The organism is Streptococcus oralis (assembly GCF_026782285.1).
In the GTDB taxonomy this organism is placed as follows: domain Bacteria; phylum Bacillota; class Bacilli; order Lactobacillales; family Streptococcaceae; genus Streptococcus; species Streptococcus oralis_CG.
The window spans coordinates 144,396-169,984 of the sequence record NZ_JAKUWG010000001.1; the positions used below are offsets into that span (position 1 = coordinate 144,396).

27 protein-coding genes are annotated in these 25,589 nt (G+C 42.4%); 25 read left to right on the top strand and 2 right to left on the bottom strand.

The window, feature by feature from the left end:
- The first annotated feature begins 1 nt into the window (after position 1).
- Complete coding sequence (ciaR, locus tag MK403_RS00700; protein ID WP_000590630.1) at positions 2–676, top strand: two-component system response regulator CiaR; 675 nt, start codon at positions 2–4, stop codon at positions 674–676.
- Positions 666–2,003 (top strand): sensor histidine kinase, encoded by a 1,338-nt coding sequence (locus MK403_RS00705; protein WP_268708631.1) that lies wholly within the window; start codon positions 666–668, stop codon positions 2,001–2,003. The genes ciaR and MK403_RS00705 overlap by 11 nt, the downstream gene beginning before the upstream one ends.
- Positions 2,004–2,071: 68 nt before the next feature.
- Here MK403_RS00705 and MK403_RS00710 read toward each other — a convergent pair whose 3' ends face one another.
- On the bottom strand, positions 2,072–2,356 hold the full coding sequence (locus MK403_RS00710; RefSeq protein WP_268708632.1) for a DUF3270 domain-containing protein: 285 nt from the start codon (positions 2,354–2,356) through the stop codon (positions 2,072–2,074).
- Between the two features lie 386 nt (positions 2,357–2,742).
- Between MK403_RS00710 and MK403_RS00715 the strand changes: the two genes are divergently transcribed.
- From MK403_RS00715 to deoD, 9 genes are all read left to right on the top strand, one after another.
- The gene (locus MK403_RS00715; protein WP_268708633.1) at positions 2,743–3,798 is read left to right on the top strand and encodes an ABC transporter permease; all 1,056 of its coding nucleotides are present in this window, start codon (positions 2,743–2,745) and stop codon (positions 3,796–3,798) included.
- 13 nt (positions 3,799–3,811) lie between these two features.
- Positions 3,812–4,492 (top strand): ABC transporter ATP-binding protein, encoded by a 681-nt coding sequence (locus tag MK403_RS00720; protein WP_268708634.1) that lies wholly within the window; start codon positions 3,812–3,814, stop codon positions 4,490–4,492.
- 124 nt (positions 4,493–4,616) lie between these two features.
- The gene (locus MK403_RS00725) at positions 4,617–5,546 is read left to right on the top strand and encodes a peptidase U32 family protein (RefSeq protein ID WP_268708635.1); all 930 of its coding nucleotides are present in this window, start codon (positions 4,617–4,619) and stop codon (positions 5,544–5,546) included.
- A 105-nt stretch (positions 5,547–5,651) separates the two neighbouring features.
- Entirely contained in the window at positions 5,652–6,335 is a 684-nt protein-coding gene (gene rpiA, locus MK403_RS00730) for a ribose-5-phosphate isomerase RpiA (RefSeq protein WP_268708636.1), read from the top strand.
- A gap of 23 nt (positions 6,336–6,358) precedes the next feature.
- Entirely contained in the window at positions 6,359–7,570 is a 1,212-nt protein-coding gene (locus MK403_RS00735; RefSeq protein ID WP_268708637.1) for a phosphopentomutase, read from the top strand.
- Between the two features lies 1 nt (position 7,571).
- Positions 7,572–8,132, top strand: coding sequence for a DUF1697 domain-containing protein (locus MK403_RS00740; protein ID WP_268708638.1), 561 nt, complete (start codon positions 7,572–7,574; stop codon positions 8,130–8,132).
- Positions 8,129–8,938, top strand: coding sequence for a purine-nucleoside phosphorylase (locus MK403_RS00745; RefSeq protein WP_268708639.1), 810 nt, complete (start codon positions 8,129–8,131; stop codon positions 8,936–8,938). The genes MK403_RS00740 and MK403_RS00745 overlap by 4 nt, the downstream gene beginning before the upstream one ends.
- Before the next feature lie 4 nt (positions 8,939–8,942).
- Positions 8,943–9,653 carry a type 1 glutamine amidotransferase gene (locus MK403_RS00750; protein WP_268708640.1) on the top strand — a complete coding sequence of 237 codons (711 nt, stop codon included), beginning with the start codon at positions 8,943–8,945 and terminating at the stop codon, positions 9,651–9,653.
- 625 nt (positions 9,654–10,278) lie between these two features.
- Complete coding sequence (deoD, locus tag MK403_RS00755; protein ID WP_084937874.1) at positions 10,279–10,989, top strand: purine-nucleoside phosphorylase; 711 nt, start codon at positions 10,279–10,281, stop codon at positions 10,987–10,989.
- A gap of 32 nt (positions 10,990–11,021) precedes the next feature.
- Here the strand turns inward: deoD and pavA are convergent, their stop codons facing one another.
- The gene (pavA, locus tag MK403_RS00760; RefSeq protein ID WP_268708641.1) at positions 11,022–12,677 is read right to left on the bottom strand and encodes an Rqc2 family fibronectin-binding protein PavA; all 1,656 of its coding nucleotides are present in this window, start codon (positions 12,675–12,677) and stop codon (positions 11,022–11,024) included.
- 104 nt (positions 12,678–12,781) lie between these two features.
- Here pavA and ybeY point away from each other — a divergent pair, with 104 nt between their 5' ends.
- The 14 genes from ybeY (at position 12,782) to pepF (ending at position 25,589) form a co-directional block, all read left to right on the top strand.
- Positions 12,782–13,279 (top strand): rRNA maturation RNase YbeY, encoded by a 498-nt coding sequence (gene ybeY / locus MK403_RS00765; RefSeq protein ID WP_268708642.1) that lies wholly within the window; start codon positions 12,782–12,784, stop codon positions 13,277–13,279.
- Positions 13,260–13,655 (top strand): diacylglycerol kinase family protein, encoded by a 396-nt coding sequence (locus MK403_RS00770; RefSeq protein WP_268708643.1) that lies wholly within the window; start codon positions 13,260–13,262, stop codon positions 13,653–13,655. Before ybeY ends, MK403_RS00770 begins: the two co-directional genes overlap by 20 nt.
- Before the next feature lie 16 nt (positions 13,656–13,671).
- Positions 13,672–14,571 carry a GTPase Era gene (gene era / locus MK403_RS00775; RefSeq protein ID WP_000143275.1) on the top strand — a complete coding sequence of 300 codons (900 nt, stop codon included), beginning with the start codon at positions 13,672–13,674 and terminating at the stop codon, positions 14,569–14,571.
- Between the two features lie 48 nt (positions 14,572–14,619).
- Positions 14,620–15,444, top strand: a complete 825-nt coding sequence (gene mutM / locus MK403_RS00780; RefSeq protein ID WP_268708644.1) for a DNA-formamidopyrimidine glycosylase — start codon at positions 14,620–14,622, stop codon at positions 15,442–15,444.
- Complete coding sequence (coaE, locus tag MK403_RS00785) at positions 15,444–16,049, top strand: dephospho-CoA kinase (protein ID WP_268708645.1); 606 nt, start codon at positions 15,444–15,446, stop codon at positions 16,047–16,049. The genes mutM and coaE overlap by 1 nt, the downstream gene beginning before the upstream one ends.
- Complete coding sequence (locus tag MK403_RS00790; RefSeq protein WP_268708685.1) at positions 16,036–17,244, top strand: multidrug efflux MFS transporter; 1,209 nt, start codon at positions 16,036–16,038, stop codon at positions 17,242–17,244. The genes coaE and MK403_RS00790 overlap by 14 nt, the downstream gene beginning before the upstream one ends.
- Positions 17,235–17,384 (top strand): 50S ribosomal protein L33, encoded by a 150-nt coding sequence (gene rpmG / locus MK403_RS00795; protein WP_007519517.1) that lies wholly within the window; start codon positions 17,235–17,237, stop codon positions 17,382–17,384. The genes MK403_RS00790 and rpmG overlap by 10 nt, the downstream gene beginning before the upstream one ends.
- A 39-nt stretch (positions 17,385–17,423) precedes the next feature.
- The gene (gene secG, locus MK403_RS00800; RefSeq protein ID WP_000282517.1) at positions 17,424–17,657 is read left to right on the top strand and encodes a preprotein translocase subunit SecG; all 234 of its coding nucleotides are present in this window, start codon (positions 17,424–17,426) and stop codon (positions 17,655–17,657) included.
- A 95-nt stretch (positions 17,658–17,752) separates the two neighbouring features.
- Entirely contained in the window at positions 17,753–20,107 is a 2,355-nt protein-coding gene (rnr, locus tag MK403_RS00805) for a ribonuclease R (protein ID WP_268708646.1), read from the top strand.
- Positions 20,070–20,537 (top strand): SsrA-binding protein SmpB, encoded by a 468-nt coding sequence (gene smpB, locus MK403_RS00810; protein WP_132973199.1) that lies wholly within the window; start codon positions 20,070–20,072, stop codon positions 20,535–20,537. The genes rnr and smpB overlap by 38 nt, the downstream gene beginning before the upstream one ends.
- Positions 20,538–20,551: 14 nt before the next feature.
- Positions 20,552–21,412 carry an SAM-dependent methyltransferase TehB gene (gene tehB / locus MK403_RS00815; RefSeq protein WP_268708647.1) on the top strand — a complete coding sequence of 287 codons (861 nt, stop codon included), beginning with the start codon at positions 20,552–20,554 and terminating at the stop codon, positions 21,410–21,412.
- Positions 21,413–21,588: 176 nt separating this feature from the next.
- Positions 21,589–22,737 (top strand): PDDEXK family nuclease, encoded by a 1,149-nt coding sequence (locus MK403_RS00820; RefSeq protein ID WP_268708686.1) that lies wholly within the window; start codon positions 21,589–21,591, stop codon positions 22,735–22,737.
- 74 nt (positions 22,738–22,811) lie between these two features.
- Positions 22,812–23,768, top strand: a complete 957-nt coding sequence (locus MK403_RS00825; protein WP_268708648.1) for a competence protein CoiA — start codon at positions 22,812–22,814, stop codon at positions 23,766–23,768.
- Between the two features lie 18 nt (positions 23,769–23,786).
- On the top strand, positions 23,787–25,589 hold the full coding sequence (gene pepF / locus MK403_RS00830; RefSeq protein ID WP_268708649.1) for an oligoendopeptidase F: 1,803 nt from the start codon (positions 23,787–23,789) through the stop codon (positions 25,587–25,589).

Genomic DNA, 25,589 nt, shown 5'->3' on the forward strand with positions numbered 1-25,589 from the left:
GATGATAAAAATCTTATTAGTAGAAGATGACCTAGGCCTGTCAAACTCAGTATTTGACTTTTTAGATGATTTTGCGGATGTCATGCAGGTCTTTGATGGTGAAGAAGGTCTCTACGAAGCAGAAAGTGGCGTTTATGACTTGATTTTGCTTGACCTGATGTTGCCTGAAAAAAATGGCTTCCAAGTTTTGAAAGAGTTGCGCGAAAAAGGAATTACAACACCAGTCCTTATCATGACTGCCAAAGAGAGTTTGGATGATAAGGGACACGGTTTTGAGCTTGGAGCGGATGACTACCTCACCAAGCCTTTCTACCTAGAAGAACTCAAAATGCGGATCCAAGCCCTTCTCAAGCGTTCAGGTAAATTTAATGAAAACACTTTGACCTATGGGGATATTGTTGTCAACCTTTCAACGAATGAAGTGAAGGTGGAAGATACTCCTGTGGAACTACTCGGAAAAGAGTTTGAGTTATTGGTTTACTTCCTTCAAAATCAAAATGTCATTCTTCCAAAGACACAAATTTTTGACCGTCTATGGGGATTTGATAGCGATACGACGATTTCCGTTGTAGAAGTCTATGTCTCAAAAGTTCGTAAGAAATTGAAGGGAACAGCCTTTGCTGAAAATCTTCAAACCTTGCGTAGTGTCGGGTATATTTTAAAAGATGTTCAATAAACTAAAAAAAACATGGTATGCGGATGATTTCAGCTATTTCATTCGAAACTTTGGAGTGTTCACCCTGATCTTCTCTGCTATGACCTTGATTATCCTCCAGGTCATGCACTCGAGTCTCTACACTTCTGTAGATGAAAAACTCCAAGCCCTTAGTAGTAGTCCCCAAGCGGTTATCCAGTTAGCCCTGAATCGGGCAACAGAAGAGGTCAAAGATATTCAACCCGCAACAGCGGATGCCAGCAAGGCTGAAATCAAGCCCAATGTCAGCTCCAATACGGAAGTCTTGCTCTTTGACAAGGATTTTAACCAACTCTTACTGGGCAATCGCTTTTTAGGCTTGGACAAGATCAAACTGGACAGAAAAGAGTTGAATCACATTCGGCAAATTCAAGTTGTCAATAGCTACGGTCAGGAAGAAACCTACCGGATGATCTTGATGGAAACAAATTCGTCCACTGTTTCAAGCAACGTCAAATATGCGGCGGTTTTAATCAATACCAGCCAGCTTGAGCAAATCAGCCAAAACCATGAGCATTTAATCGTAGTGGTCATGGCCAGTTTCTGGCTCCTGTCGTTAATCGCCAGTGTTTATCTGGCACGTGTCAGTGTCAAACCCTTGTTGGAAAGTATGCAAAAGCAGAAGTCCTTTGTTGAAAATGCAAGCCACGAACTGAGAACACCTTTGGCCGTTTTACAAAATCGTTTAGAGAATCTCTTTCGAAAACCAGAAGCGACGATCATGGAATCCAGCGAAAGCATTGCTTCTAGTCTCGAAGAAGTTCGCAACATGCGCTTCCTTACAACCAACCTTCTCAATTTAGCACGTCGAGATGATGGAATCAAACCAGAAATAGCAGAAGTTTCTCCGCAATTCTTTAAAACAACTTTTGCTAACTATGAGCTGATTGCTTCTGAAAATGATCGTGTTTTTGACTATGAAAATCGGATTTATCGTCCCTTCATGACTGATCAGTTGCTCCTAAAACAGCTCATGACCATCTTATTTGACAATGCCATCAAGTATACCGAAGAAGATGGGAAAATTGAGTTTGTGGTTTATGCTACAGATCGCCACCTCTATCTAACAGTAACGGATAATGGAATTGGAATCTCAGCTGCTGACAAGAAGAAAATCTTTGACCGCTTTTATCGTGTAGACAAGGCTAGAACTCGTCAGAAAGGCGGTTTCGGTCTGGGACTATCTTTGGCCAAGCAGATTGTTGATGCTTTGCGAGGAACGATTAGCGTCAAAGATAACAAGCCTAGAGGAACAATTTTTGAAGTTAAAATCGCAATTCAATCTCCTTCAAAACGTAAGAATAAATAAAAAAAAAAGCAGTTTTAAAAACTGTCTTTTTTGATAACTAGAAAAAAGGTTGGTAGTAGTACCAACCTTTATTTTGAAAATTTTCTTTTAATCATCTTTCGTTGAAGTTGTAAAAGTGCGAAGCTTGTTGCCATAGCAGCGATAAAGGACAAAGCTGTGTTCAATTTTAAGGCTAAAAAGATAAAACTAAAAAGTGCCATAAAAATACAGAAACAAGCGATATTTACAAAAAATAAAATCTCTTTTAGGTTAGGGCCGACTGGGGCCTCAGGTGTATAACCTTGATAAAGCGGAGTTTGTTTCGATTCGGGAATTTGTTCAAACTCATAAGCTTCTAGTTTTCTTGCGGGCATGATTCTCTCCTTAACAGTACCTAACTATTTTATCATTTTTTATGCAGAGAATTGTTACAGAATGGTTACAAAACTACTAAAGTCTCTTATCATCTTCTAAGTCACTCTTCTTGACACCCACTAGAGAAAGTGATAGCATGGATGTTACACTTAAAACAGATGACCTGCCTTTCTCTATTATAAATATACTGAGAAAGGAAAGGATAACTTATATAAATTGATAGCAAGCTGAGGCTTTTTCCTAATATAATTTGTTGAGTTGCTACCTGGATACTTTTGAAGAGTATTGGTAGGAGTTGTTTTGAATGGATGGAAGGACAGAGATTCTGTCTATTGGTCTGGGTGGCTTTTAAACTACCTCTGGGGAAAAGTTAAAGGAGATAAGCATGTATCTTGCTATCAAAGAAATACTACGAAATAAACTTCGATATAGTTTGATTCTAACTACCATTTTTCTTATCGCTTTTATGGTCTTTTTTATGACCAGTCTAGCTCTTGGTCTTGTGCGAAACAACCGGGCAGCTATTGATAATTGGCAAGCAACGGGTGTCGTTTTATCCGACTACGCAAATGATAATTTGACGGCATCTTTTATTCCTGAAAAGGACTACAAGGATAAGAATTCTGAAGAGGCCGCTCCATTGGGCTATATGTTCGCTGTAACCAATCTAGTCGATGGTAGTGAAAAGGTCAATGTTTCCATTTTTGCTCAAGAGTGGGACTCTTTTATCTCTCCTAGTTTGACGGAGGGTCGTTATCCTGAAGGAGATGATGAGGTTGTCGTGGATCAGTCTTTTGAGAACTATGGGATGAAGCTAGGTGATGCCATTCAGCTCAATGGAAGCGAGGCAAGTTACAAGATTGTAGGCCTGACTCAAGGAAATAAATTTTTCACTGAGCCTGTTGTCTTTACGAGTCTGACAACTTATTGGACCTTACAAGGAACCTTGAAAGCCAATCGTTCCATCTCTGCCTTGGTATTGAAAAATGACATAGAAGTGGTCGGCGATGGACTGAAACAGATTTCCATTCCAAAAATGATATCGAAAATTCCTGGTTACACACCTCAGGTTAATGTATTTTCAGGAATGATTCTTGCTATGATTGTTATCACAGGCTTGATTGTGGGTATTTTTGTTTATATCATTACCATCCAAAAACTAGGACTTTATGGAATAATGCGAGCTCAAGGGATACAGATCAAAACCATTGTATGGTCTCTGTTCTGTCAAATCTTCCTCTTAGCTGGTATGGGGATTGCTTTAGCCTTACTGGCAATCGGAGGAGTGATTTTAGTCTTACCAGCTACCTTCTTTTTCTATCCAAGTTGGATAGCCTACTCTGTCCTAAGTTTGGTAATTTCCTTGATGGCCCTTCTAGGTGGTGTCATTTCACTTCCACGCTTGCTAAAGGTGGACCCGATTACTGCGATTGCAGAGTGATAAGGAGAATAGTATGACAACATTGATAGAAATGAATCAAGTGACAAAAACTTACGGGGAAGGAAAGATGAAAGTCGTAGCCCTGCATGAGACGAATTTTCAGCTAAATGCGGGAGAGTTCGTAGCTATCGTTGGGCCTTCAGGTTCTGGAAAGACGACCTTTCTAACAACTCTAGGACAACTACAGGAAGCTTCGAGTGGAAAGATTCTAGTAAAGGGGAAGGAAACAGGCAGTTTGACGGAGAAGGAAAAAACAGATCTCCGTTTTAGAGAGTTTGGTTTCATTCTCCAGGCTTCAAACTTAATTCCTTTTCTAACGGTCGAGGAACAGCTGGATTTGATAGACAGACTAGATAAGGAAAAAAATAGTAAAAGTAACCGAAAAGAACTGTTTGACTTGTTGGATTTGGAAAAGGTACAAGATCAGTATCCCAAGGCTCTATCAGGTGGCGAACGTCAACGTGCCGCGATTGCTAGAGCGCTCTATAACAATCCGAGCATTGTGCTTGCAGATGAGCCAACAGCCAGTCTAGACACCCAGCGTGCCTACCAAGTAACGGAGATGCTGGCTGCCATTGCTCATGAACAAGGCAGAGGAGTTGTTATGATTACGCATGATACTCGTCTTCTTGATAAGGTTGACCGTATTTATGTCATGAATGATGGCCATCTAGTTGAAGAAACACATGCATAAAATAGAGTGAATGGTACAAGTTACTGTTCACTTTTTGATTGAAAGCTTTAAAAATGGCTTTGACTTTTTATAAAACTCCTAGTATTCATAGCTGATTTTTGAGAAATGTGGTATAATTTTTCTTATGGAAAAGATTATCATTACAGCAACTGCTGAAAGTATTGAACAAGTTGAACAACTACTCGAAGCTGGCGTAGATCGTATCTATGTTGGTGAGAAAGATTTTGGCCTTCGTCTGCCAACGACTTTTAGTTATGAAGAGTTACGCACCATCGCTAATATTGTTCATGAGGCTGGTAAAGAGTTGATTGTCGCGGTTAATGCCCTCATGCACCAAGATATGATGGACCGTATCAAGCCTTTCCTAGACTTCTTGGAAGAAATCAAGACAGACTATATTACTGTTGGGGATGCAGGTGTCTTTTACGTGGTCAATCGCGATGGCTATTCCTTTAAGACCATCTACGATGCTTCAACCATGGTGACAAGTAGTCGTCAGATTAACTTCTGGGGGCAAAAGGCAGGCGCCTCTGAGGCTGTTTTGGCGCGTGAAATTCCATCTGCTGAGCTCTTCAAGATGCCTGAGATTTTGGAAATTCCTGCTGAAGTGTTGGTTTATGGAGCTAGTGTCATTCACCATTCTAAGCGTCCGCTTTTACAAAACTATTATAACTTTACGCATATCGATGATGAAAAGACGCGTAAACGTGACCTCTTCTTGGCAGAGCCGAGTGACCCAGAAAGCCATTATTCCATCTTTGAGGACAATCATGGTACCCACATCTTTGCCAACAATGACCTTGATTTGATGACCAAATTGACAGAATTGGTGGAGCATGGTTTTACTCACTGGAAACTTGAGGGACTTTACACCCCAGGTCAGAATTTTGTAGAAATTGCTAAACTCTTTATTCAAGCGCGCAGCTTGATTCAAGAGGGGAATTTCAGTCATGACCAAGCTTTCTTGTTGGATGAGGAAGTGCGCAAGTTACACCCTAAAAACCGTTTCCTCGACACAGGATTCTATGATTACGATCCTGATATGGTTAAATAGGACATCAAAACCCGAAATAAAAATGTTCGGGTTTTTCAAGTGTATTCATGAAATAAAAACGGATACATGTTATAATAATGGTAGCTCTTTATTGGAGGTGTTTAAGTGGAGAATCTGAAAAAGATGGCAGGTATCAAGGCTGCTGAGTTTGTCAAGGATGGTATGGTTGTTGGACTCGGTACTGGATCAACTGCCTACTATTTCGTGGAAGAAATCGGTCGTCGGATTAAGGAAGAAGGTTTGCAGATTACTGCTGTGACAACTTCCAGTGTGACCAGTAAACAGGCTGAAGGACTAAACATCCCACTCAAGTCGATTGATCAAGTGGACTTTGTCGATGTGACGGTTGACGGGGCGGATGAAGTAGATAGCCAGTTTAACGGAATCAAAGGCGGTGGTGGTGCCCTTCTGATGGAGAAGGTTGTGGCAACGCCCTCAAAAGAATACATTTGGGTGGTAGATGAAAGCAAACTGGTAGAGAAACTAGGTGCTTTTAAATTGCCAGTAGAAGTGGTTCAGTATGGTGCAGAACAGGTCTTTCGTCGGTTTGAACGAGCTGGCTACAAACCAAGTTTCCGTGAAAAAGACGGCCAACGTTTTGTGACCGATATGCAGAACTTTATCATTGACCTAGCTTTGGATGTCATTGAAGATCCAATTGCCTTCGGGCAAGAATTGGACCATGTCGTTGGTGTCGTAGAGCATGGCTTGTTCAACCAAATGGTGGATAAGGTCATCGTAGCGGGACGAGATGGGGTTAAGATTTTAACTTCAACAAAAGCAAACTAATCAACATAATAAGGAGACACACTATGTCAAAATTTAATCGTATTCACTTGGTGGTACTGGATTCTGTGGGAATCGGTGCCGCACCAGATGCCAATAACTTTGTCAATGCGGGGGTTCCAGATGGAGCTTCTGACACACTGGGACACATTTCTAAAACAGTTGGTTTGAATGTGCCAAACATGGCTAAAATCGGTCTAGGAAATATTCCTCGCGAAACGCCGCTGAAGACTGTACCAGCTGAAAGCAATCCAACAGGTTATGCAACAAAATTGGAAGAAGTATCTCTAGGTAAGGACACCATGACTGGTCACTGGGAAATCATGGGACTCAATATTACTGAGCCTTTTGATACTTTCTGGAACGGATTCCCAGAAGAAATTTTGACAAAAATCGAAGAATTTTCACGACGTAAGGTCATTCGTGAAGCCAACAAACCTTACTCAGGAACTGCTGTTATCGATGATTTTGGACCACGTCAGATGGAAACTGGAGAGTTGATTATCTACACTTCAGCTGACCCTGTTTTGCAAATTGCTGCCCACGAAGATATCATTCCTTTGGATGAATTGTATCGTATTTGTGAATACGCTCGTTCGATTACCCTTGAGCGCCCTGCCCTTCTAGGTCGTATCATTGCCCGTCCTTATGTGGGTGAGCCAGGTAACTTCACTCGTACAGCCAACCGTCGTGACTTGGCCGTTTCTCCATTTGCACCAACCGTTTTGGATAAACTCAATGAAGCAGGTATCGATACTTATGCTGTTGGTAAAATTAACGATATCTTTAACGGTGCGGGTATCAACCACGACATGGGTCACAACAAGTCAAACAGCCACGGAATTGATACATTATTGAAGACCATGGGACTTGCTGAGTTTGAAAAAGGATTCTCTTTCACAAACTTGGTGGACTTTGATGCCCTTTATGGACACCGCCGCAATGCTCATGGTTACCGTGATTGCTTGCATGAGTTTGATGAACGCTTGCCTGAAATTATCGCAGCCATGAGAGAGAACGACCTTCTTTTGATTACTGCGGACCATGGAAATGACCCGACTTATGCGGGAACTGACCACACTCGTGAATATATCCCACTTTTAGCTTACAGCCCTAGCTTTAAGGGAAATGGTGTCATTCCAGTCGGACATTTTGCAGATATCTCAGCGACAGTTGCGGATAACTTTGGTGTTGAAACTGCCATGATTGGGGAAAGTTTCTTAGATAAATTGGTATAAGATGAAACGCTATGCTTTACTGGTAAGGGGCATTAATGTCGGTGGGAAGAATAAGGTTGTTATGTCGCAACTTCGTCAAGAATTGACAGAGTTGGGACTGGAAAAAATTGAAACCTACATCAACAGTGGCAATATTTTCTTTACTTCGACAGTTCCAAAGGCCCAATTGGTTGAAAAGTTAGAGACTTTCTTTGAAGTCCATTATCCATTTATTCAGAGCTTTTCTTTGCTGAGTCTAGAGGACTTTGAAGCGGAACTTGAAAATCTTCCTGAATGGTGGACCAAAGATTTGGCACGAAAGGATGTCCTCTTTTACACGGAGGGCTTGGATGTTGCTCAAGTCATTGAGACAGTTGAAAGTTTGGAACTGAAAGATGAAGTGGTTCATTTTGGAAGACTTGGGATTTTTTGGGGGAAATTCTCTGAAGAATCCTACTATGCAACTGCTTATCACAAGCACTTGCTCAAGATGCCTTTCTATCGCAACATCACCATTCGCAATGCAAAAACCTTTGACAAAATCGGTCAAATGCTAAAAAATAATAAAGGAGACACACAATGACATTTTTAGATAAAATCAAAGAAACAGCTGCTTTTCTGAAAGACAAGGGAATCCAAGCACCTGAGTTTGGTTTAATCCTTGGATCAGGACTTGGAGAATTGGCAGAAGAAATCGAAAATCCAGTTGTAGTAGATTATGCAGATATCCCAAACTGGGGCCGCTCTACAGTAGTTGGTCACGCTGGTAAATTGGTATATGGTGACCTTGCAGGTCGCAAGGTCTTGGCTCTTCAAGGTCGTTTCCATTTCTATGAAGGAAATCCTCTTGAAGTCGTGACTTTCCCAGTACGTGTGATGAAAGTTCTTGGATGCGAAGGTGTCATTGTGACTAATGCAGCAGGTGGTATCGGATTTGGTCCTGGTACTTTGATGGCTATCTCAGACCATATCAACATGACGGGGCAGAATCCATTGATGGGTGAAAACTTGGATGACTTTGGTCCACGTTTCCCAGATATGTCTAAACCCTACACTCCAGAATACCGTGCTACTGCCCATGAAGTGGCTAAAAAACTTGGTATCAAGCTTGATGAAGGTGTCTATATCGGTGTAACCGGTCCGACTTATGAAACACCTGCAGAGATTCGTGCCTATAAGACATTGGGAGCAGATGCAGTTGGTATGTCCACTGTTCCTGAAGTTATTGTGGCAGCCCACTCAGGCTTGAAAGTTCTAGGAATTTCATGTATCACTAACCATGCTGCTGGTTTCCAAGAAGAACTCAACCACGAGGAAGTTGTAGAAGTGACTGAACGTGTCAAAGGTGATTTCAAAGGCTTGCTTAAAGCGATTCTTGCAGAATTGTAATGTCATGAGAGTTCACTTTATTTTACATGAGACATTTGAGGTTCCAGGTGCATATCTAAAATGGGCTCTGGAACGAGGCCATCACATTACATCAACAAAGGTTTATGAAAAAGAACCTCTTCCTGAAACAATTGACGGAATTGATTTTCTGATTGTCATGGGTGGTCCTCAATCACCTGATGAGGATAGAGAAAACTTCCCATACTATGACCCTAAGGCTGAGATTGCTTTTATGAAAGAAGCGATTACTGCAGATATTTATATTGTTGGTGTCTGTCTTGGTGCGCAGCTCCTATCTGTTGCCTATGGTGCGAAGTATGAACATAGTCCAGAGCGCGAGATCGGCGTTTATCCTGTGATATTGACGATGCAAGGTCTAACAGATCCTCATGTCAGCTTGTTCGGAGAAACCTTAGAAACCGGCCACTGGCACAGTGATATGCCAGGGCTGACAGAGGATGCTGTTGTTCTTGCGACGAGTCAAGGTTGTCCACGCCAAATTATTCGCTTCAGTCCAAAACATTATGCCTTTCAGGCTCATTTGGAATTTGATCCAGACGCAATAGAATTATTGATTGCTGCGGATGGTGAGGAGAAATTAAGAGAGCAAAGTGAAAAGTTGCCTTTTGTTCAAACACCAGAAGAATTACGTAGAAACGATTACTCTGAAATGAATGCCAAACTGTATGCATTTTTAGATTCATTGGTAAACTAGGAATTACAGAAAGGCAGAGTATCTGAGTTATAGTCAAACTCGGGCTGACTGTTTTGCGAAATATTTAATTTTAAAATCAAGAAAGAAAGGATGGGTAAACCGTATTTGCTGAACTGAATACGGGCGGAGAACTGTGTAAAAAAGATAAACTGTCTAGCATCTGCGATGCTTCGTCAGTTTCCTATTTTTACTTTGTTCTCTGTCGCTATCCTAAATATACAAAAAGAAAGGTAGAGTACGGTGTTCTGATTTGAACACGAGCGGAAAACTTTTCCAAAAACTCAGAAAGGAAGGGTAGTTCGGGTTTGAGTTGAACCCGTGCTATTCTCCTATTTATCATCTAAATTAAGAAAGAAAGGAATTACCCCCCCTAAAAGCAGTGGGAAAAAGATAGTTGGTCTAGCGAGCATCGCTCACTGCACCCACATCCTATTTTCCCTTCGCTTTTTGACGGGTTTGGTATCCTTTTGACTATCACATTTACAATAAAGAAAGGTAGAGCGTGTGTTCAAATTTGAACACGAGCGGAAAACTCGGAAAATAGATGATCTGACTGAGAAATCAGGATTTCTCGTCAGATTCCTAATTTTCAGTCGTTTTCTTCTCGCTCTTTGTATCATAAATTATGTCTATCCATATTGCTGCTCAGCAGGGTGAAATTGCTGATAAAATTCTTCTTCCTGGGGATCCTCTTCGTGCGAAATTTATTGCGGAGAATTTCCTTGAAGATGCTGTTTGTTTTAACGAAGTGCGGAACATGTTTGGTTACACTGGTACTTACAAGGGCCACCGTGTATCTGTCATGGGAACTGGGATGGGGATGCCATCCATTTCGATTTATGCGCGTGAGTTGATTGTGGACTACGGTGTGAAGAAATTGATCCGCGTGGGAACTGCTGGTTCTTTGAATGAAGATGTCCACGTCCGTGAATTGGTTTTGGCGCAAGCAGCTGCAACCAACTCAAACATCATCCGCAATGACTGGCCACAGTATGATTTCCCACAAATCGCTAGCTTTGATTTGCTAGACAAGGCCTACCATATCTCCAAAGAACTTGGTATGACCACCCACGTTGGGAACGTCTTGTCATCAGATGTCTTTTACTCAAACTACTTTGAAAAGAACATCGAGCTTGGTAAATGGGGAGTCAAGGCTGTGGAAATGGAAGCAGCAGCTCTTTACTATCTTGCTGCCCAACACCACGTTGATGCCCTTGCTATCATGACCATTTCTGATAGCTTGGTCAATCCAGATGAAGACACCACTGCAGAAGAACGCCAAAATACCTTCACCGATATGATGAAGGTTGGTTTGGAAACCTTGATTGCAGAGTAAAATGTAAAAGAAAATCCTGATTTCACTTGAAATCAGGATTTTTTCATAGATGCGATTTTTTCTGGGTCTGGTGTAACGCGGAGGGTCTTTTGTCCTGTGTAGGTTACAAAGCCAGGTTTGCCACCAGTTGGTTTATTGAGTTTTTTCACTTCAATCATATCCACCTGCACCAGATTTGACAAGCGCCCTTTGGAGAAGTAGGCAGCTAGTTCGGCTGCATCTGTCTTGACTTCGTCAGAAGGATTGAGATTTCCTGAGATGACGACGTGGCTTCCAGGAATGTCCTTGGCATGGAACCAAAGTTCCTCCTTGCGGGCCATTTTAAAGGTCAATTCCTCATTTTGCAGGTTGTTTCGTCCGACATAGATGATGGTCTTGCCATCGCTCGCCAGATACTGTTCTGGTTTTTTGCGTTTCTGAATTTTTTCACGTTGGCGTCTTCTAATGAAGCCAGTTTGGATCAATTCTTCACGTATTTCAGCGATTTCCTCCAGTCCAGCTTGGTTGAGAACGGTCTCGACACTTTCTAGATAAAGAATGGTGGCCTTGGTTTCCTCAATCAGCTCAGTAAGGTATTTGACAGCTTCTTTGAGCTTCTGATAGCGTTTAAAGTAGCGTTGGGCGTTCTGGTTGGGAGTCAAGGCCTTATCAAGCGCAATAGTGATAGGTTGATTGGTGTAGTAGTTGTCTAGGATAACCTGATCTTGGTCATTAGGCACTTGGTGGAGGAAGGTTGTCAACAATTCTCCTTTTTGGCGAAATTCCTCAGCATTGTCTGTCGCCAGTAATTCTTTTTCTTGTTTTTTCAGCTTGTGACGATTTTTCTGAAGTTCATTTTCAACACGTCGAATGAGTTCACTGGCTTGCTGTTTGACGCGGTCCCGTTCAGCCTTGTCCTTATAGTAGGTGTCCAGCAAGTCAGAAAGGCTGGCAAAAGGCTCTCCTACACGATTGGCAAAAGGAACTGGACTGAAGGAAGTCTCTGTTAAGCATGGCTTGGTTTCTTGACTGAAAAAGTTACGGAAAGTGGATAGTTTGTCACTAACCAATAGACTTTCCAGTTCGTTTGCCGTATCACGACCTAAACCTTGAAAGAGACTTTGAAGATTTTTTGCTGTTAGTTCCTGTGTTTGCAGGATTTCAAAGAGCTTTTCATCCTTGACAGTAAAAGGATTGAGCGATTCCGTGCTTGGCGGAGCGATATAGGTCGATCCTGGAAGCAAGGTGCGGTAGCTATTTTGCGAAAAGCCGACGTGTTTGATGACTTCGAGGATTTTGTGGCTGCTTTTATCCACGAGGAGAATATTGCTGTGTTTGCCCATGATTTCGATAATCAAGGTAGCCTGAATATGGTCCCCAATCTCATTTTTATTGGAAACTGTAATTTCCACAATACGGTCATTTTCGATTTGCTCGATCGACTCAATCAGAGCACCCTGCAAATACTTTCTCAAAACCATGATAAAAGTCGAAGGTTGGGCTGGATTTTCAAAAGTCGTTTGGGTCAGCTGGATGCGACCAAAAACGGGATGAGCAGAGAGGAGCAGGCGATGGCTTTGGCGATTGCTGCGGATTTGCAAGACTAACTCTTGTTCAAAAGGCTGATTGATTTTCTGGATGCGACCATTGACTAGCTCACTTCGCAATTCCTCAACCATGTGGTGTAAAAAAAATCCGTCAAATGACATCGTTCTCTCCTTGTGATTGTATTCCATAGTATTATATCAAAAAGGTAGAATAAAATCATGGAAATATGGTATAATAAAGCCAAGTAAAGAGAATCGAGAAGTACATGTATATTGAAATGGTAGATGAAACTGGTCAAGTTTCACAAGAAATCTTGCTCCAAACCCAAGAAATTTTGGAATTTGCAGCCCAAAAAATAGGAAAAGAAGACAAGGAGATGGCAGTCACTTTTGTGACCAACGAGCGTAGCCACGAACTCAACCTCGAGTACCGTGATACCGATCGTCCGACAGATGTTATCAGCCTTGAGTATAAACCAGAGTTGGATATTGCCTTTGACGAAGAGGATTTACTTGAAAATCCTGAATTGGCAGAGATGATGTCTGAGTTTGATGCCTATATTGGGGAACTGTTCATCTCTATCGATAAGGCTCATGAGCAGGCTGAGGAATACGGCCACAGTTTTGAGCGTGAGATGGGCTTCTTGGCAGTACACGGCTTTTTACACATTAACGGCTACGATCACTACACTCCGGAAGAAGAAGCGGAGATGTTCGGTTTACAAGAAGAAATTTTGACAGCCTATGGACTCACAAGACAATAAACGAAAATGGAAAAATCGTGACCTGGTATCTAGTTTAGAATTTGCTCTTACAGGAATTCTGACTGCTTTCAAGGAAGAACGCAATATGCGAAAACATGCAGTGACGGCTCTAGTAGTCATCCTTGCAGGTTTTGTTTTTCAGGTGTCACGGATCGAATGGCTCTTTCTCCTAATGAGCATTTTCTTAGTAGTAGCGTTTGAGATTATGAACTCTGCTATTGAAAATGTGGTGGATTTAGCCAGTCACTATCACTTTTCTATGTTGGCAAAGAAAGCCAAGGACATGGCAGCAGGTGCCGTGCTGGTGGTCTCTCTTTTTGCTGCAGTGACAGGTGCACTTATCTTTATCCCACGCATTTGGGATATACTATTTTAAACACTAAGAGGAAATTATGACATTTAAATCAGGCTTTGTGGCCATTTTAGGACGTCCCAATGTTGGGAAGTCAACCTTTTTGAATCACGTCATGGGGCAAAAGATTGCCATTATGAGTGACAAGGCGCAAACAACACGTAATAAAATCATGGGGATTTACACAACGGATAAGGAACAAATCGTCTTTATCGACACCCCGGGGATTCACAAGCCTAAAACAGCTCTTGGGGATTTCATGGTGGAATCTGCCTACAGCACCCTTCGTGAAGTAGACACTGTTCTCTTCATGGTGCCAGCTGATGAGCCACGTGGTAAGGGTGACGATATGATTATCGAGCGTCTGAAAGCTGCTAAGGTTCCTGTGATTCTGGTGGTGAATAAGATTGACAAGGTCCATCCAGACCAGCTTTTGGCTCAGATTGATGACTTCCGTAACCAGATGGACTTTAAGGAAATTGTTCCGATCTCAGCTCTTCAGGGAAATAACGTTTCTCGTCTAATTGACATCCTCAGTGAAAATCTTGAGGAAGGTTTCCAGTATTTCCCATCTGATCAAATCACAGATCATCCTGAGCGTTTCTTGGTTTCTGAGATGATTCGTGAGAAGGTTCTTCATTTGACACGTGAAGAGATTCCACACTCAGTTGCCGTAGTGGTTGACTCTATGAAACGGGATGAAGAGACAGACAAGGTTCACATCCGTGCAACCATCATGGTGGAGCGAGATAGCCAAAAAGGCATTATCATCGGAAAAGGTGGCGCTATGCTCAAGAAAATTGGGACTATGGCCCGTCGTGATATCGAACTCATGCTAGGGGATAAGGTTTTCCTAGAAACTTGGGTCAAGGTCAAGAAAAATTGGCGTGATAAAAAGCTAGATTTGGCTGACTTTGGCTATAATGAAAAAGAATACTAAGTAGAGGTGGGCTCATGCCTGCTTCTTGTTTTTACAGAAGGAGGATTTATGCCTGAATTACCTGAGGTTGAAACGGTTCGTCGTGGCTTAGAAAAATTGATTTTGGGAAAGAAGTTTTCTAGCCTAGAGATTCGTTATCCCAAGATGATTAAGACGGATTTGGAAGAGTTTCAAAAGGAAGTGCCTGGTCAGATTATCGAGTCAATGGGACGTCGTGGCAAATATTTGCTTTTCTACCTGACAGACAAGGTCTTGATTTCTCATTTGCGGATGGAGGGTAAGTATTTTTACTATCTGGACCAGGTTCCTGAACGCAAGCATGCCCATGTTTTCTTCCAGTTTGAGGATGGTGGCACTCTTGTATATGAGGACGTACGCAAGTTTGGTACTATGGAACTCTTGGCGCCAGACCTTTTGGAAGCCTACTTTATTTCTAAAAAACTAGGGCCTGAGCCAAAAGAGCAGGATTTTGATTTGCAGGATTTTCAAGTCGCTCTAGCCAAGTCTAAAAAGCCTATCAAATCCCATCTCCTAGACCAGACCCTGGTAGCTGGCCTTGGCAATATCTATGTGGATGAGGTCCTCTGGCGAGCACAGGTCCATCCAGCTCGATCTTCTCAGAGTTTAACAGCAGAAGAAGCGTCAGCTATTCATGACCAGACCATTGCTGTTTTGGGACAGGCTGTTGAAAAAGGGGGCTCTACCATTCGGACCTATACCAATGCCTTTGGGGAAGACGGAACCATGCAGGATTTTCATCAGGTCTATGACAAGACTGGGCAAGAGTGTTCACGCTGTGGGACAGTGATTGAGAAATTCCAGCTCGGTGGACGAGGAACTCATTTTTGTCCTCAGTGTCAAAGGAGGGGCTGATGGGAAAAATCATCGGAATCACAGGAGGAATTGCCTCTGGTAAGTCAACTGTGACAAATTTCCTAAGAGAGAAAGGTTTTCAAGTAGTGGATGCTGACGCAGTCGTCCACCAACTACAAAAACCTGGTGGTCGTCTTTATCAGCTCTTAGTTCAGCACTTTGGACAGGAAATTCTCTTAGAAAATGGAGAACTCAATCGCCCTCTCCTGGCTAGCCTCATCTTTTCAAATCCTGAGGAGCGGGAATGGTCTAAACAAACCCAAGGAGAGATTATTCGTGAGGAATTGACTGCACTGAGAGAACAGTTGGCTCAGACAGAAGCAATTTTTTTCATGGATATTCCCCTGCTTTTTGAACAGGACTACAGTGCTTGGTTTGATGAAACATGGCTGGTCTATGTGGACTGTGATATACAACTAGAACGTTTCATGAAACGGGATCATCTTTCTAAAGAAGTAGCAGAGTCCCGTCTGGCCGCCCAGTGGTCTTTAGAAGAAAAGAAAAAATTGGCGAGTCATGTCCTGGACAACAATGGAAATCGAGATCAACTTCTAGATCAGGTATCTTTTCTGCTTGATGGAGGTGAACATGATGACAGAGATTAGTTGGAAAGAGAATCTTCGTGTCGCCTGGTTCGGTAGTTTTCTAACGGGAGCCAGTATTTCCTTGGTCGTCCCTTTCATGCCTATCTTTGTAGAGCAGTTGGGAATCGAGAGTAACCAAGTTGCTTTCTATGCTGGATTAGCTATCTCAGTTTCGGCAGTTTCAGCAGCTTTGATTTCTCCTATCTGGGGTATTCTTGCTGACAAATATGGTCGAAAACCCATGATGATTCGAGCTGGGCTTGCTATGACCATCACCATGGGAGGCTTGGCCTTTGTGCCGAACATCTATTGGCTAATCTTTCTTAGATTACTAAATGGCGTATTTACAGGTTTCGTACCGAATGCGACAGCTTTAATAGCCAGTCAAGTCCCCAAGGATAAGTCTGGCTATGCTTTGGGGACTTTATCAACTGGAGTAGTAGCTGGAACCCTAACCGGCCCCTTTGTAGGTGGCTTGATTGCTGAAATTTTTGGCATTCGTAATGTCTTTTTATTGGTAGGTGCTTTCTTATTTTCAGCTGCAATTCTAACCATTTTCTTTATCAAGGAAGATTTTCAGCCAGTAGCTAAGGAGAAGGCTATCCCAACGAAAGAAGTATTTTCTTCTTTCAAGTATCCTAGGCTTTTAGTGAATCTATTTTTGACTAGCTTCGTCATTCAATTTTCAGCTCAATCAATTGGTCCCATTCTAGCTCTCTATGTTCGGGACTTAGGGCAGACTGAAAATCTCCTCTTTGTATCTGGTTTGATAGTATCGAGCATGGGATTTTCTAGCATGATGAGTGCTGGAGTGATGGGAAAACTAGGAGATAAGGTGGGAAATCATAGATTGTTGGTCGCAGCGCAGATTTATTCAGTCATCATTTACCTTCTTTGTGCCCATGCAACCAGCCCCATTCAACTTGGCTTGTATCGTTTTCTCTTTGGTTTGGGAACGGGTGCTCTGATACCGGGGGTCAATGCTCTTCTCAGCAAAATGACTCCAAAATCAGGTATTTCAAGAATTTTTGCCTTTAACCAAGTCTTTTTCTACCTTGGGGGTGTTGTTGGTCCCATGACTGGTTCAGCAGTAGCAGGGCAATTCGGCTACCACTCTGTTTTTTATGCGACAGCAGCCTGTGTAGCTCTCAGTTGTTTATTTAACTTAGTTCAATTTAGATCATTATTAAAAGTAAAGGAAATCTCGTGCGAGTAAAAATCAATCTCAAATGCTCCTCTTGTGGTAGCATGAATTATCTAACCAGCAAGAACTCCAAAACCCATCCAGACAAGATTGAGGTTTTAAAGTATTGTCCCAAGGAAAGAAAAGTAACCCTACATCTTGAATCTAAGTAGAATTTATGGTAAAATAATAGGGATTTTAAGGAGTTTGATATGTATAACCTATTGTTAACCATTTTATTAGTATTATCTGTTGTGATTGTGATTGCGATTTTCATGCAACCAACTAAGAACCAATCCAGCAATGTATTTGATGCCAGCTCAGGTGATTTGTTTGAACGTAGTAAAGCGCGTGGTTTTGAAGCTGTGATGCAACGTTTGACAGGTATTTTAGTCTTTTTCTGGCTAGCCATTGCCTTAGCATTGACGGTATTATCAAGTAGATAAGAAATGGGCGAGACTAGGTCTTAGCCTATTTTTATTTTGAATAATGTTTACTAAAGTTATCCATCAAAAAAATTATAAAAATCTAGAAAGAAAATATGAAAGATAAAATTAAAGAATATTTAGAAGAGAAGGGGCGAGTGACGGTAAATGACCTGGCTCAGGCTCTCGGAAAGGATGGATCCAAGGATTTCCGTGAGTTGATTAAAACCCTGTCTCTGATGGAAAGAAAGCACCAGATTCGATTTGGAGAAGATGGTAGCCTCACCTTGGACCAGAAGAAGAAACATGAAATCACCCTCAAAGGAATTTTTCATGCCCATAAAAATGGCTTTGGCTTTGTCAGTCTGGAAGGTGAGGAGGACGACCTTTTTGTAGGAAAAAATGATGTCAACTATGCCATTGATGGCGATACCGTTGAGGTGGTCATCAAGAAAGTCGCTGACCGTAATAAAGGAACAGCAGCCGAAGCTAAAATTATCGATATTCTAGAACACAGTTTGACAACCGTTGTCGGCCAAATCGTTCTGGATCAGGAAAAGCCCAAGTATGCGGGTTACATTCGTTCAAAAAATCAAAAAATCAGCCAACCCATCTATGTGAAGAAACCAGCCCTCAAACTTGAAGGAACAGAAGTTCTCAAGGTCTTTATCGACAAATACCCAAGTAAGAAACATGATTTCTTTGTCGCTAGTGTGCTGGACGTGGTGGGGCACTCGACTGATGCTGGGATTGATGTCCTTGAAGTCTTGGAGTCTATGGATATTGTCTCAGAATTTCCAGAAGCTGTTCTCAAGGAGGCAGAAAGTGTGCCAGAAGCTCCGTCTCAAAAGGATATGGAAGGTCGTCTGGACCTGAGAGATGAAATCACCTTTACCATTGATGGTGCGGATGCCAAGGACTTGGACGATGCGGTTCATATCAAGGCCTTGAAAAATGGAAATCTAGAACTCGGAGTTCACATCGCAGATGTTTCCTACTATGTGACCGAGGGTTCTGCCCTCGACAAGGAAGCTCTTAACCGCGCTACTTCTGTCTACGTGACAGACCGAGTGGTGCCAATGCTTCCAGAGCGTTTGTCAAACGGCATCTGCTCTCTCAATCCTCAAGTAGATCGCTTGACCCAGTCTGCTATTATGGAAATTGATAAACACGGTCGTGTGGTCAATTACACCATCACACAAACGGTTATCAAAACTAGCTTCCGTATGACCTATAGCGCTGTCAATGACATCCTAGCTGGCGATGAGGAAAAGAGACAAGAGTTTAAGAAAATTGTTCCAAGTATCGAACTCATGGCCAAGCTCCATGAAACGCTAGAAAGCATGCGTGAGAAACGTGGTGCCCTTAATTTTGATACCAGTGAAGCTAAAATTCTAGTGGATAAAAAAGGCAAGCCTGTGGATATTGTTCTTCGTCAGCGTGGTGTTGCCGAGAGGATGATCGAGTCCTTCATGTTGATTGCTAATGAAACGGTTGCGGAACACTTCAGTAAACTTGAACTTCCTTTTATCTATCGGATTCACGAGGAGCCCAAGGCTGAAAAAGTTCAGAAGTTTATTGATTATGCTTCCAGCTTTGGCTTGCGAATTTATGGGACTGCCAGTGAGATTAGCCAGGAGGCCCTTCAAGACATCATGCGTGCTGTTGAGGGAGAGCCTTATGCAGATGTATTGTCCATGATGCTTCTTCGCTCTATGCAGCAGGCTCGCTATTCAGAGCACAATCACGGTCACTATGGCCTTGCGGCAGACTATTACACTCACTTTACTAGCCCCATTCGCCGTTATCCGGATCTCCTTGTTCACCGGATGATTCGGGACTATGGTCGTTCTAAGGAAATAGCAGAGCATTTTGAACAAGTGATTCCAGAGATTGCAACCCAGTCTTCCAACCGTGAGCGTCGTGCCATCGAGGCCGAGCGTGAAGTCGAAGCCATGAAAAAGGCTGAGTACATGGAAGAATACGTGGGAGAAGAGTACGATGCAGTTGTATCCAGCATTGTCAAATTCGGTCTTTTTGTCGAATTGCCAAATACAGTTGAAGGCTTGATTCATATCACTAATCTACCTGAATTTTATCATTTCAATGAACGGGATTTGACTCTCCGTGGGGAGAAATCAGGCACAACCTTCCGTGTAGGGCAGCAGATTCGCATTCGGGTTGAAAGAGCGGATAAGATGACGGGCGAAATTGACTTCTCTTATATTCCAAGTGAGTTTGATGTCATCGAAAAAGGCTTGAAACAAGCTGGGCGCAAAGACAGAGGACGTGGTTCAAGTCGTCGTTCAGACAAGAAGGAAGACAAGAGAAAATCAGGACGCTCAAATGATAAGCACAAGCATTCACAAAAAGACAAGAAGAAAAAAGGCAAGAAACCTTTTTACAAAGAAGTAGCTAAGAAAGGAGCCAAGCATGACAAAGGGCGAGGGAAAGGTCGTCGCACAAAATAAAAAGGCGCACCACGACTATACAATCGTAGATACGCTAGAGGCAGGAATGGTCCTGACAGGAACTGAAATCAAGAGCGTTCGAGCTGCTCGAATCAATCTCAAAGACGGCTTTGCCCAAGTAAAAAATGGAGAAGTCTGGCTGAGCAATGTTCATATCGCTCCTTACGAAGAGGGCAATATCTGGAACCAGGAACCTGAACGCCGTCGTAAACTCCTGCTCCATAAGAAGCAAATTCAAAAATTGGAACAAGAGACCAAAGGGACAGGGATGACTCTTGTTCCCCTCAAAGTCTATCTCAAAGATGGTTATGCTAAACTCCTTTTAGGACTTGCTAAAGGGAAACATGACTATGACAAACGGGAGTCGATCAAGCGACGTGAACAAAACCGCGACATCGCGCGTGTGATGAAAGCTGTGAACCAGCGATAAGAAGAGGAATAATAATGGAAAAATTAATTGCCTATAAACGAATGCCCTTATGGAATAAACAGACCATGCCAGAAATTGTCCAGCAGAAACACAATACCAAGGTCGGGACTTGGGGAAAAATTACTGTCTTGAAGGGGGCACTCAAGTTTATTGAATTAACCGAAGATGGCGAACTTCTAGCTGAACACCTCTTTGAGGCAGGTGCAGACAACCCTATGGCGCAACCGCAAGCCTGGCACCGAGTAGAGGCCGCAACAGACGATGTAGAATGGTACTTGGAATTTTATTGTAAACCTGAGGATTATTTCCCTAAGAAATACAATACCAATCCTGTTCATTCGGAAGTCTTAGAGGCCATGCAAACGGTAAAACCAGGAAGAGCCTTGGATTTGGGTTGTGGTCAAGGCCGTAACTCTCTCTTTCTTGCGCAGAATGGTTTTGATGTGACAGCTGTGGATCAAAATGAGCTATCCCTTGAAATCTTGCAAAGCATTGTGGAGCAAGAGGATCTAGACATGCCTGTCGGTCTTTACGATATCAATTCAGCTAGCATTGGGCAAGCCTATGATTTTATCGTTTCAACAGTTGTTCTGATGTTCCTACAAGCGGACCGCATTCCAGCTATTATCCAGAATATGCAGGAGCACACCACAGTCGGTGGTTACAATCTTATCGTCTGTGCCATGGATACGGAGGATTATCCTTGCTCAGTCAACTTCCCATTCACCTTTAAAGAAGGGGAATTGGCTGACTACTACAAGGATTGGGAATTGGTCAAATATAATGAAAATCCAGGCCATCTGCACCGTCGCGATGAGAATGGCAATCGTATTCAACTACGCTTTGCGACCATGCTAGCTAAGAAAATCAAGTAAATCAAACTTAACCCAGCGAATAGAAACCACTTTGCAAGGTTTCTATTCTTTTTGTTTGCGTTAGGTGATTGGGGCAAGCAGGATTTTATGCTATACTAGAAGTAGGAAAAATGAGCAGTAGAACTGTATTGCTGTCGCTCTCAGCGCAAGATGTTGTAGATGATGGAGGTGGTCCAATGACGAGTCTTTTGGTGGAACTGTATGATCGGCATGTATTGGAAAAGAATGTCTACCAAGCCTTTGTCAGTGATTGTGACGAGATTCTTTTTCTATCTTTGACGAAAATAAGCAATGAAGAGAAACTCTCTCTCCGTCATTTTATCCTGGATGAAGTCCCCCATATCCAACGAGTGACCTTTCTTCAGCTATCCTTAGAACAACTAGCGGACCAATTAGATTATTGCCTAGCAGGTTACGACCAAGTCCTTCTCGATGTTTTTGGCGGAGATTCTCTACTAGCCTTATCTCTCTATCAGTATGGATTGGATCGGCAGCTCCCCATCGTGGCGATGGATGTCGAGCGGGGAAAACAATACAAGTGGGTAGCTGGTCAGTTGGAAAAAGAAGATTTGGACATTCCTACCCTAAGCATCCAACAGTTGATAGCCTTGCGTGGTGGAAAAATGCTCAAATCAAAACGCCCTATCCACTCAGTTAAGCAAATTTCAGCCATCAAAAAATTAGCCAGCTCTGCCATTGCCAATCCTGCCCACTGGTATCAAGTGACCCAATTTTTCTCTCTAGCTAAGACCAATGACCTGCATGCTGAAACCGAAAAAATACTGGAAAACAATGGCAAGTATTATCACTATCCAGAATCCCTTATCCCTTTACTTGTGGAAGCGGGGATGCTTTGTATTGAAAGCGAAGACAAGAAACGAGTAACTTACAGTTTTCCAAGTCAAGAAGCTCAGGTCTTTTGCCGCAATAAGGGGCATATTTTAGAGGTATATCTCTATCTCTTGGCACTTGAATCGCAGCTGTTTGATGAGTGCATGATAGGTGGTGAGATTGATTGGAATGGTATCTTTCCAGAGGCAGACAATGTTCAAAATGAGATTGATGTCATTCTGAGAAAGGGGCGCTCGATTACCTTTATCTCCTGCAAGATGACGGATTTATCAGTTGAAGCCATCAATGAGCTAGAAGTCTACGCCAATCATTTTGCTGGGGAGAGTTGTCTCAAGTTGATTGTTTGTACGGGAAAAATCAATCCCGTTTATGCCAATCGTTGTCAGGAATACGGTGTCCTTGTCATTAGAAGCGAGCAGATACCGAATCTCATTCCCATGCTGAAAAAATACTCTAAGAGGTTTAAAAGGTAGAAAAGCAATACGAAAGACTGGAATTCCAGTCTTTTTTACTTCTTTTTCGAATAGAAAAGAAAAGGAGGTAGACCATGTTTGTAGCCAGAGATGCCAAGGGAAATTTGGTAAATGCCCTCGAAAAAGACGTGACCAAGCAGGCTTATACCTGCCCCGCCTGTGGAGGCGGACTACGATTACGTCAAGGGCAGAGCGTTCGAACGCATTTTGCTCATGAATCTTTAAGAGATTGTATGGCTATTTTTGAGAATGAAAGTTCAGAACATTTGGGCAACAAAGAGGCCCTCTATCACTGGGCCAAAAAAGACAATCAAGTTACCGTAGAATATAGTCTGCCCTCGATTCAGCAGATAGCGGACGTTCTCGTAAATGAGAAACTAGCTCTGGAGGTCCAGTGCAGTCCCTTGTCTCAAAAGCTTTTATACGATAGAAGTCAAGGCTACCGTAGTCAGGGATACCAAGTTATCTGGCTACTGGGAGAGAAACTCTGGTTAAAAGAGAGACTGACGCAACTGCAAAGGGGATTTCTCTATTTTAGTCAAAATATGGGTTTCTATGTATGGGAACTAGATCTCAAAAAGCAAGTTTTGAGACTGAAATATCTTTTACATCAGGACCTACGTGGTAAGCTTCATTTTCAGGTAAAGGAATTTCCCTTTGGTCAAGGAAATCTCTTGGAAATTCTACGCTTTCCTTATCAAAAACAAAAGCTAGCTAGTTTTACAGTGGCTCAAGATCCAACTATCTGTCACTACATTCGCCAACAGTTGTACTACCAAACGCCTTACTGGATGAAAAAACAGGAGGCAGCCTATCATCAAGGGGACAATCTATTAAACCGTCAACTGGACGACTGGTATCCCCAGGTCAGACCAATAGCATCAGGAGATTTTTTGCAGATTGAAACGGATTTGACTAGCTATTATAGAAATTTTCAGGCCTACTATCAAAAAAATCCGAAAAATAATCGCCAAAAGCTCTATCCACCAGCCTTTTATCACTTATATTTCTCAAAAAATGTGGTAAAATAGAAAGGATGGAGGAATCTTATGGTATTACAACGACATGAAATAAATGAAAAAGATACATGGGATCTTTCGACAATCTACCCAACAGATCAGGCTTGGGAAGAAGCCTTGAAAGATTTAACTGAAAAAGTACAAACAGCATCCCAGTATGAGGGACATCTCTTGGACAGCGCAGACAGTTTGCTTGCGATCACAGAATTCTCACTTGACTTGGAACGCCAAGTTGAAAAGCTTTATGTCTATGCGCATATGAAAAATGATCAGGACACGCGTGAAGCCAAGTATCAAGAGTACTATGCCAAGGCAATGACCCTATACAGTCAGTTAGAACAAGCCTTTTCATTCTATGAACCTGAGTTTATGGAGATTAGCGAAGAGCAGTATGCGACCTTCCTAGAAGCTCAACCAAAACTCCAAGTTTACAAACACTTTTTTGACAAGCTCTTGCAAAAGAAAGACCATGTTCTTTCGCAACGTGAGGAAGAATTGCTTGCTGGAGCAGGAGAAATCTTTGGCGCTGCTAGTGAAACCTTCGCTATTTTGGACAATGCGGATATTAGCTTCCTATACGTGCTTGATGACGAAGGCAAGGAAGTGCAACTCTCACACGGTACTTACATCCGTTTGATGGAGTCTAAAAACCGTGAAGTGCGTCGTGGTGCCTATGAAGCCCTTTATGCGACTTACGAGCAATTCCAACACACTTATGCTAAGACCTTGCAGACAAATGTTAAGGTGCAAAACTACCGCGCAAAAGTTCGCAACTATAAGAGTGCTCGCCATGCAGCCCTCGCAGCAAATTTTGTTCCAGAAAGTGTCTATGACAATCTAGTAGCAGCAGTTCGCAAGCATTTGCCACTCTTACATCGTTACCTTAACCTTCGTTCTAAAATCTTGGGTATTTCAGATCTCAAGATGTATGATGTCTACACACCACTCTCGTCAGTAGATTATAGCTTTACCTACGAAGAAGCCTTGAAAAAAGCAGAAGAAGCTTTGGCGGTTTTAGGTGACGACTACTTGAGCCGTGTCAAACGTGCCTTCAGTGAGCGTTGGATTGATGTCTATGAAAACCAAGGCAAGCGTTCTGGTGCCTACTCTGGTGGTTCTTATGATACCAATGCCTTCATGCTTCTAAACTGGCAGGACAATCTAGACAATCTCTTTACCCTTGTCCATGAAACAGGTCACAGTATGCACTCAAGCTATACTCGAGAAACCCAACCTTATGTTTACGGAGATTACTCTATCTTCTTGGCAGAGATTGCCTCAACGACTAACGAAAATATCTTGACGGAGAAATTATTGGAGGAAGTGGAAGACGATGCAACTCGCTTTGCTATTCTCAATAACTTCCTAGATGGTTTCCGTGGAACAGTCTTCCGTCAAACTCAATTCGCTGAGTTTGAACATGCCATCCACCAAGCAGACCAAAATGGAGAAGTCTTGACAAGTGATTTCCTCAATAAGCTCTACGCTGACTTGAACCAAGAGTACTACGGACTCAGCAAGGAAGACAATCCTCAAATCCAATACGAGTGGGCACGCATTCCACACTTCTACTATAACTACTATGTTTATCAATATTCGACTGGTTTTGCAGCTGCTTCAGCCTTAGCTGAAAAGATTGTCCATGGTAGTCAAGAAGACCGTGACCGCTATATCGACTACCTCAAGGCAGGTAAGTCAGACTATCCACTCAATGTTATGAGAAAAGCGGGTGTTGATATGGAAAAAGAAGACTATCTCAACGATGCTTTTGCTGTCTTTGAACGCCGCTTGAACGAGTTTGAAGCCCTTGTTGAAAAATTGGGACTAGCTTAA

Bases quoted from the DNA above. Each gene is read 5' to 3' on its own strand.
- ciaR (WP_000590630.1), top strand. From the start codon at position 2: ATGATAAAAATCTTATTAGTAGAAGATGACCTAGGCCTGTCAAACTCA.
- MK403_RS00705 (WP_268708631.1), top strand. From the start codon at position 666: ATGTTCAATAAACTAAAAAAAACATGGTATGCGGATGATTTCAGCTAT.
- MK403_RS00710 (WP_268708632.1), bottom strand. From the start codon at position 2,356: ATGCCCGCAAGAAAACTAGAAGCTTATGAGTTTGAACAAATTCCCGAA.
- MK403_RS00715 (WP_268708633.1), top strand. From the start codon at position 2,743: ATGTATCTTGCTATCAAAGAAATACTACGAAATAAACTTCGATATAGT.
- MK403_RS00720 (WP_268708634.1), top strand. From the start codon at position 3,812: ATGACAACATTGATAGAAATGAATCAAGTGACAAAAACTTACGGGGAA.
- MK403_RS00725 (WP_268708635.1), top strand. From the start codon at position 4,617: ATGGAAAAGATTATCATTACAGCAACTGCTGAAAGTATTGAACAAGTT.
- MK403_RS00735 (WP_268708637.1), top strand. From the start codon at position 6,359: ATGTCAAAATTTAATCGTATTCACTTGGTGGTACTGGATTCTGTGGGA.
- MK403_RS00740 (WP_268708638.1), top strand. From the start codon at position 7,572: ATGAAACGCTATGCTTTACTGGTAAGGGGCATTAATGTCGGTGGGAAG.
- MK403_RS00745 (WP_268708639.1), top strand. From the start codon at position 8,129: ATGACATTTTTAGATAAAATCAAAGAAACAGCTGCTTTTCTGAAAGAC.
- MK403_RS00750 (WP_268708640.1), top strand. From the start codon at position 8,943: ATGAGAGTTCACTTTATTTTACATGAGACATTTGAGGTTCCAGGTGCA.
- deoD (WP_084937874.1), top strand. From the start codon at position 10,279: ATGTCTATCCATATTGCTGCTCAGCAGGGTGAAATTGCTGATAAAATT.
- pavA (WP_268708641.1), bottom strand. From the start codon at position 12,677: ATGTCATTTGACGGATTTTTTTTACACCACATGGTTGAGGAATTGCGA.
- ybeY (WP_268708642.1), top strand. From the start codon at position 12,782: ATGTATATTGAAATGGTAGATGAAACTGGTCAAGTTTCACAAGAAATC.
- MK403_RS00770 (WP_268708643.1), top strand. From the start codon at position 13,260: ATGGACTCACAAGACAATAAACGAAAATGGAAAAATCGTGACCTGGTA.
- era (WP_000143275.1), top strand. From the start codon at position 13,672: ATGACATTTAAATCAGGCTTTGTGGCCATTTTAGGACGTCCCAATGTT.
- mutM (WP_268708644.1), top strand. From the start codon at position 14,620: ATGCCTGAATTACCTGAGGTTGAAACGGTTCGTCGTGGCTTAGAAAAA.
- coaE (WP_268708645.1), top strand. From the start codon at position 15,444: ATGGGAAAAATCATCGGAATCACAGGAGGAATTGCCTCTGGTAAGTCA.
- MK403_RS00790 (WP_268708685.1), top strand. From the start codon at position 16,036: ATGACAGAGATTAGTTGGAAAGAGAATCTTCGTGTCGCCTGGTTCGGT.
- secG (WP_000282517.1), top strand. From the start codon at position 17,424: ATGTATAACCTATTGTTAACCATTTTATTAGTATTATCTGTTGTGATT.
- rnr (WP_268708646.1), top strand. From the start codon at position 17,753: ATGAAAGATAAAATTAAAGAATATTTAGAAGAGAAGGGGCGAGTGACG.
- smpB (WP_132973199.1), top strand. From the start codon at position 20,070: ATGACAAAGGGCGAGGGAAAGGTCGTCGCACAAAATAAAAAGGCGCAC.
- tehB (WP_268708647.1), top strand. From the start codon at position 20,552: ATGGAAAAATTAATTGCCTATAAACGAATGCCCTTATGGAATAAACAG.
- MK403_RS00820 (WP_268708686.1), top strand. From the start codon at position 21,589: ATGACGAGTCTTTTGGTGGAACTGTATGATCGGCATGTATTGGAAAAG.
- MK403_RS00825 (WP_268708648.1), top strand. From the start codon at position 22,812: ATGTTTGTAGCCAGAGATGCCAAGGGAAATTTGGTAAATGCCCTCGAA.
- pepF (WP_268708649.1), top strand. From the start codon at position 23,787: ATGGTATTACAACGACATGAAATAAATGAAAAAGATACATGGGATCTT.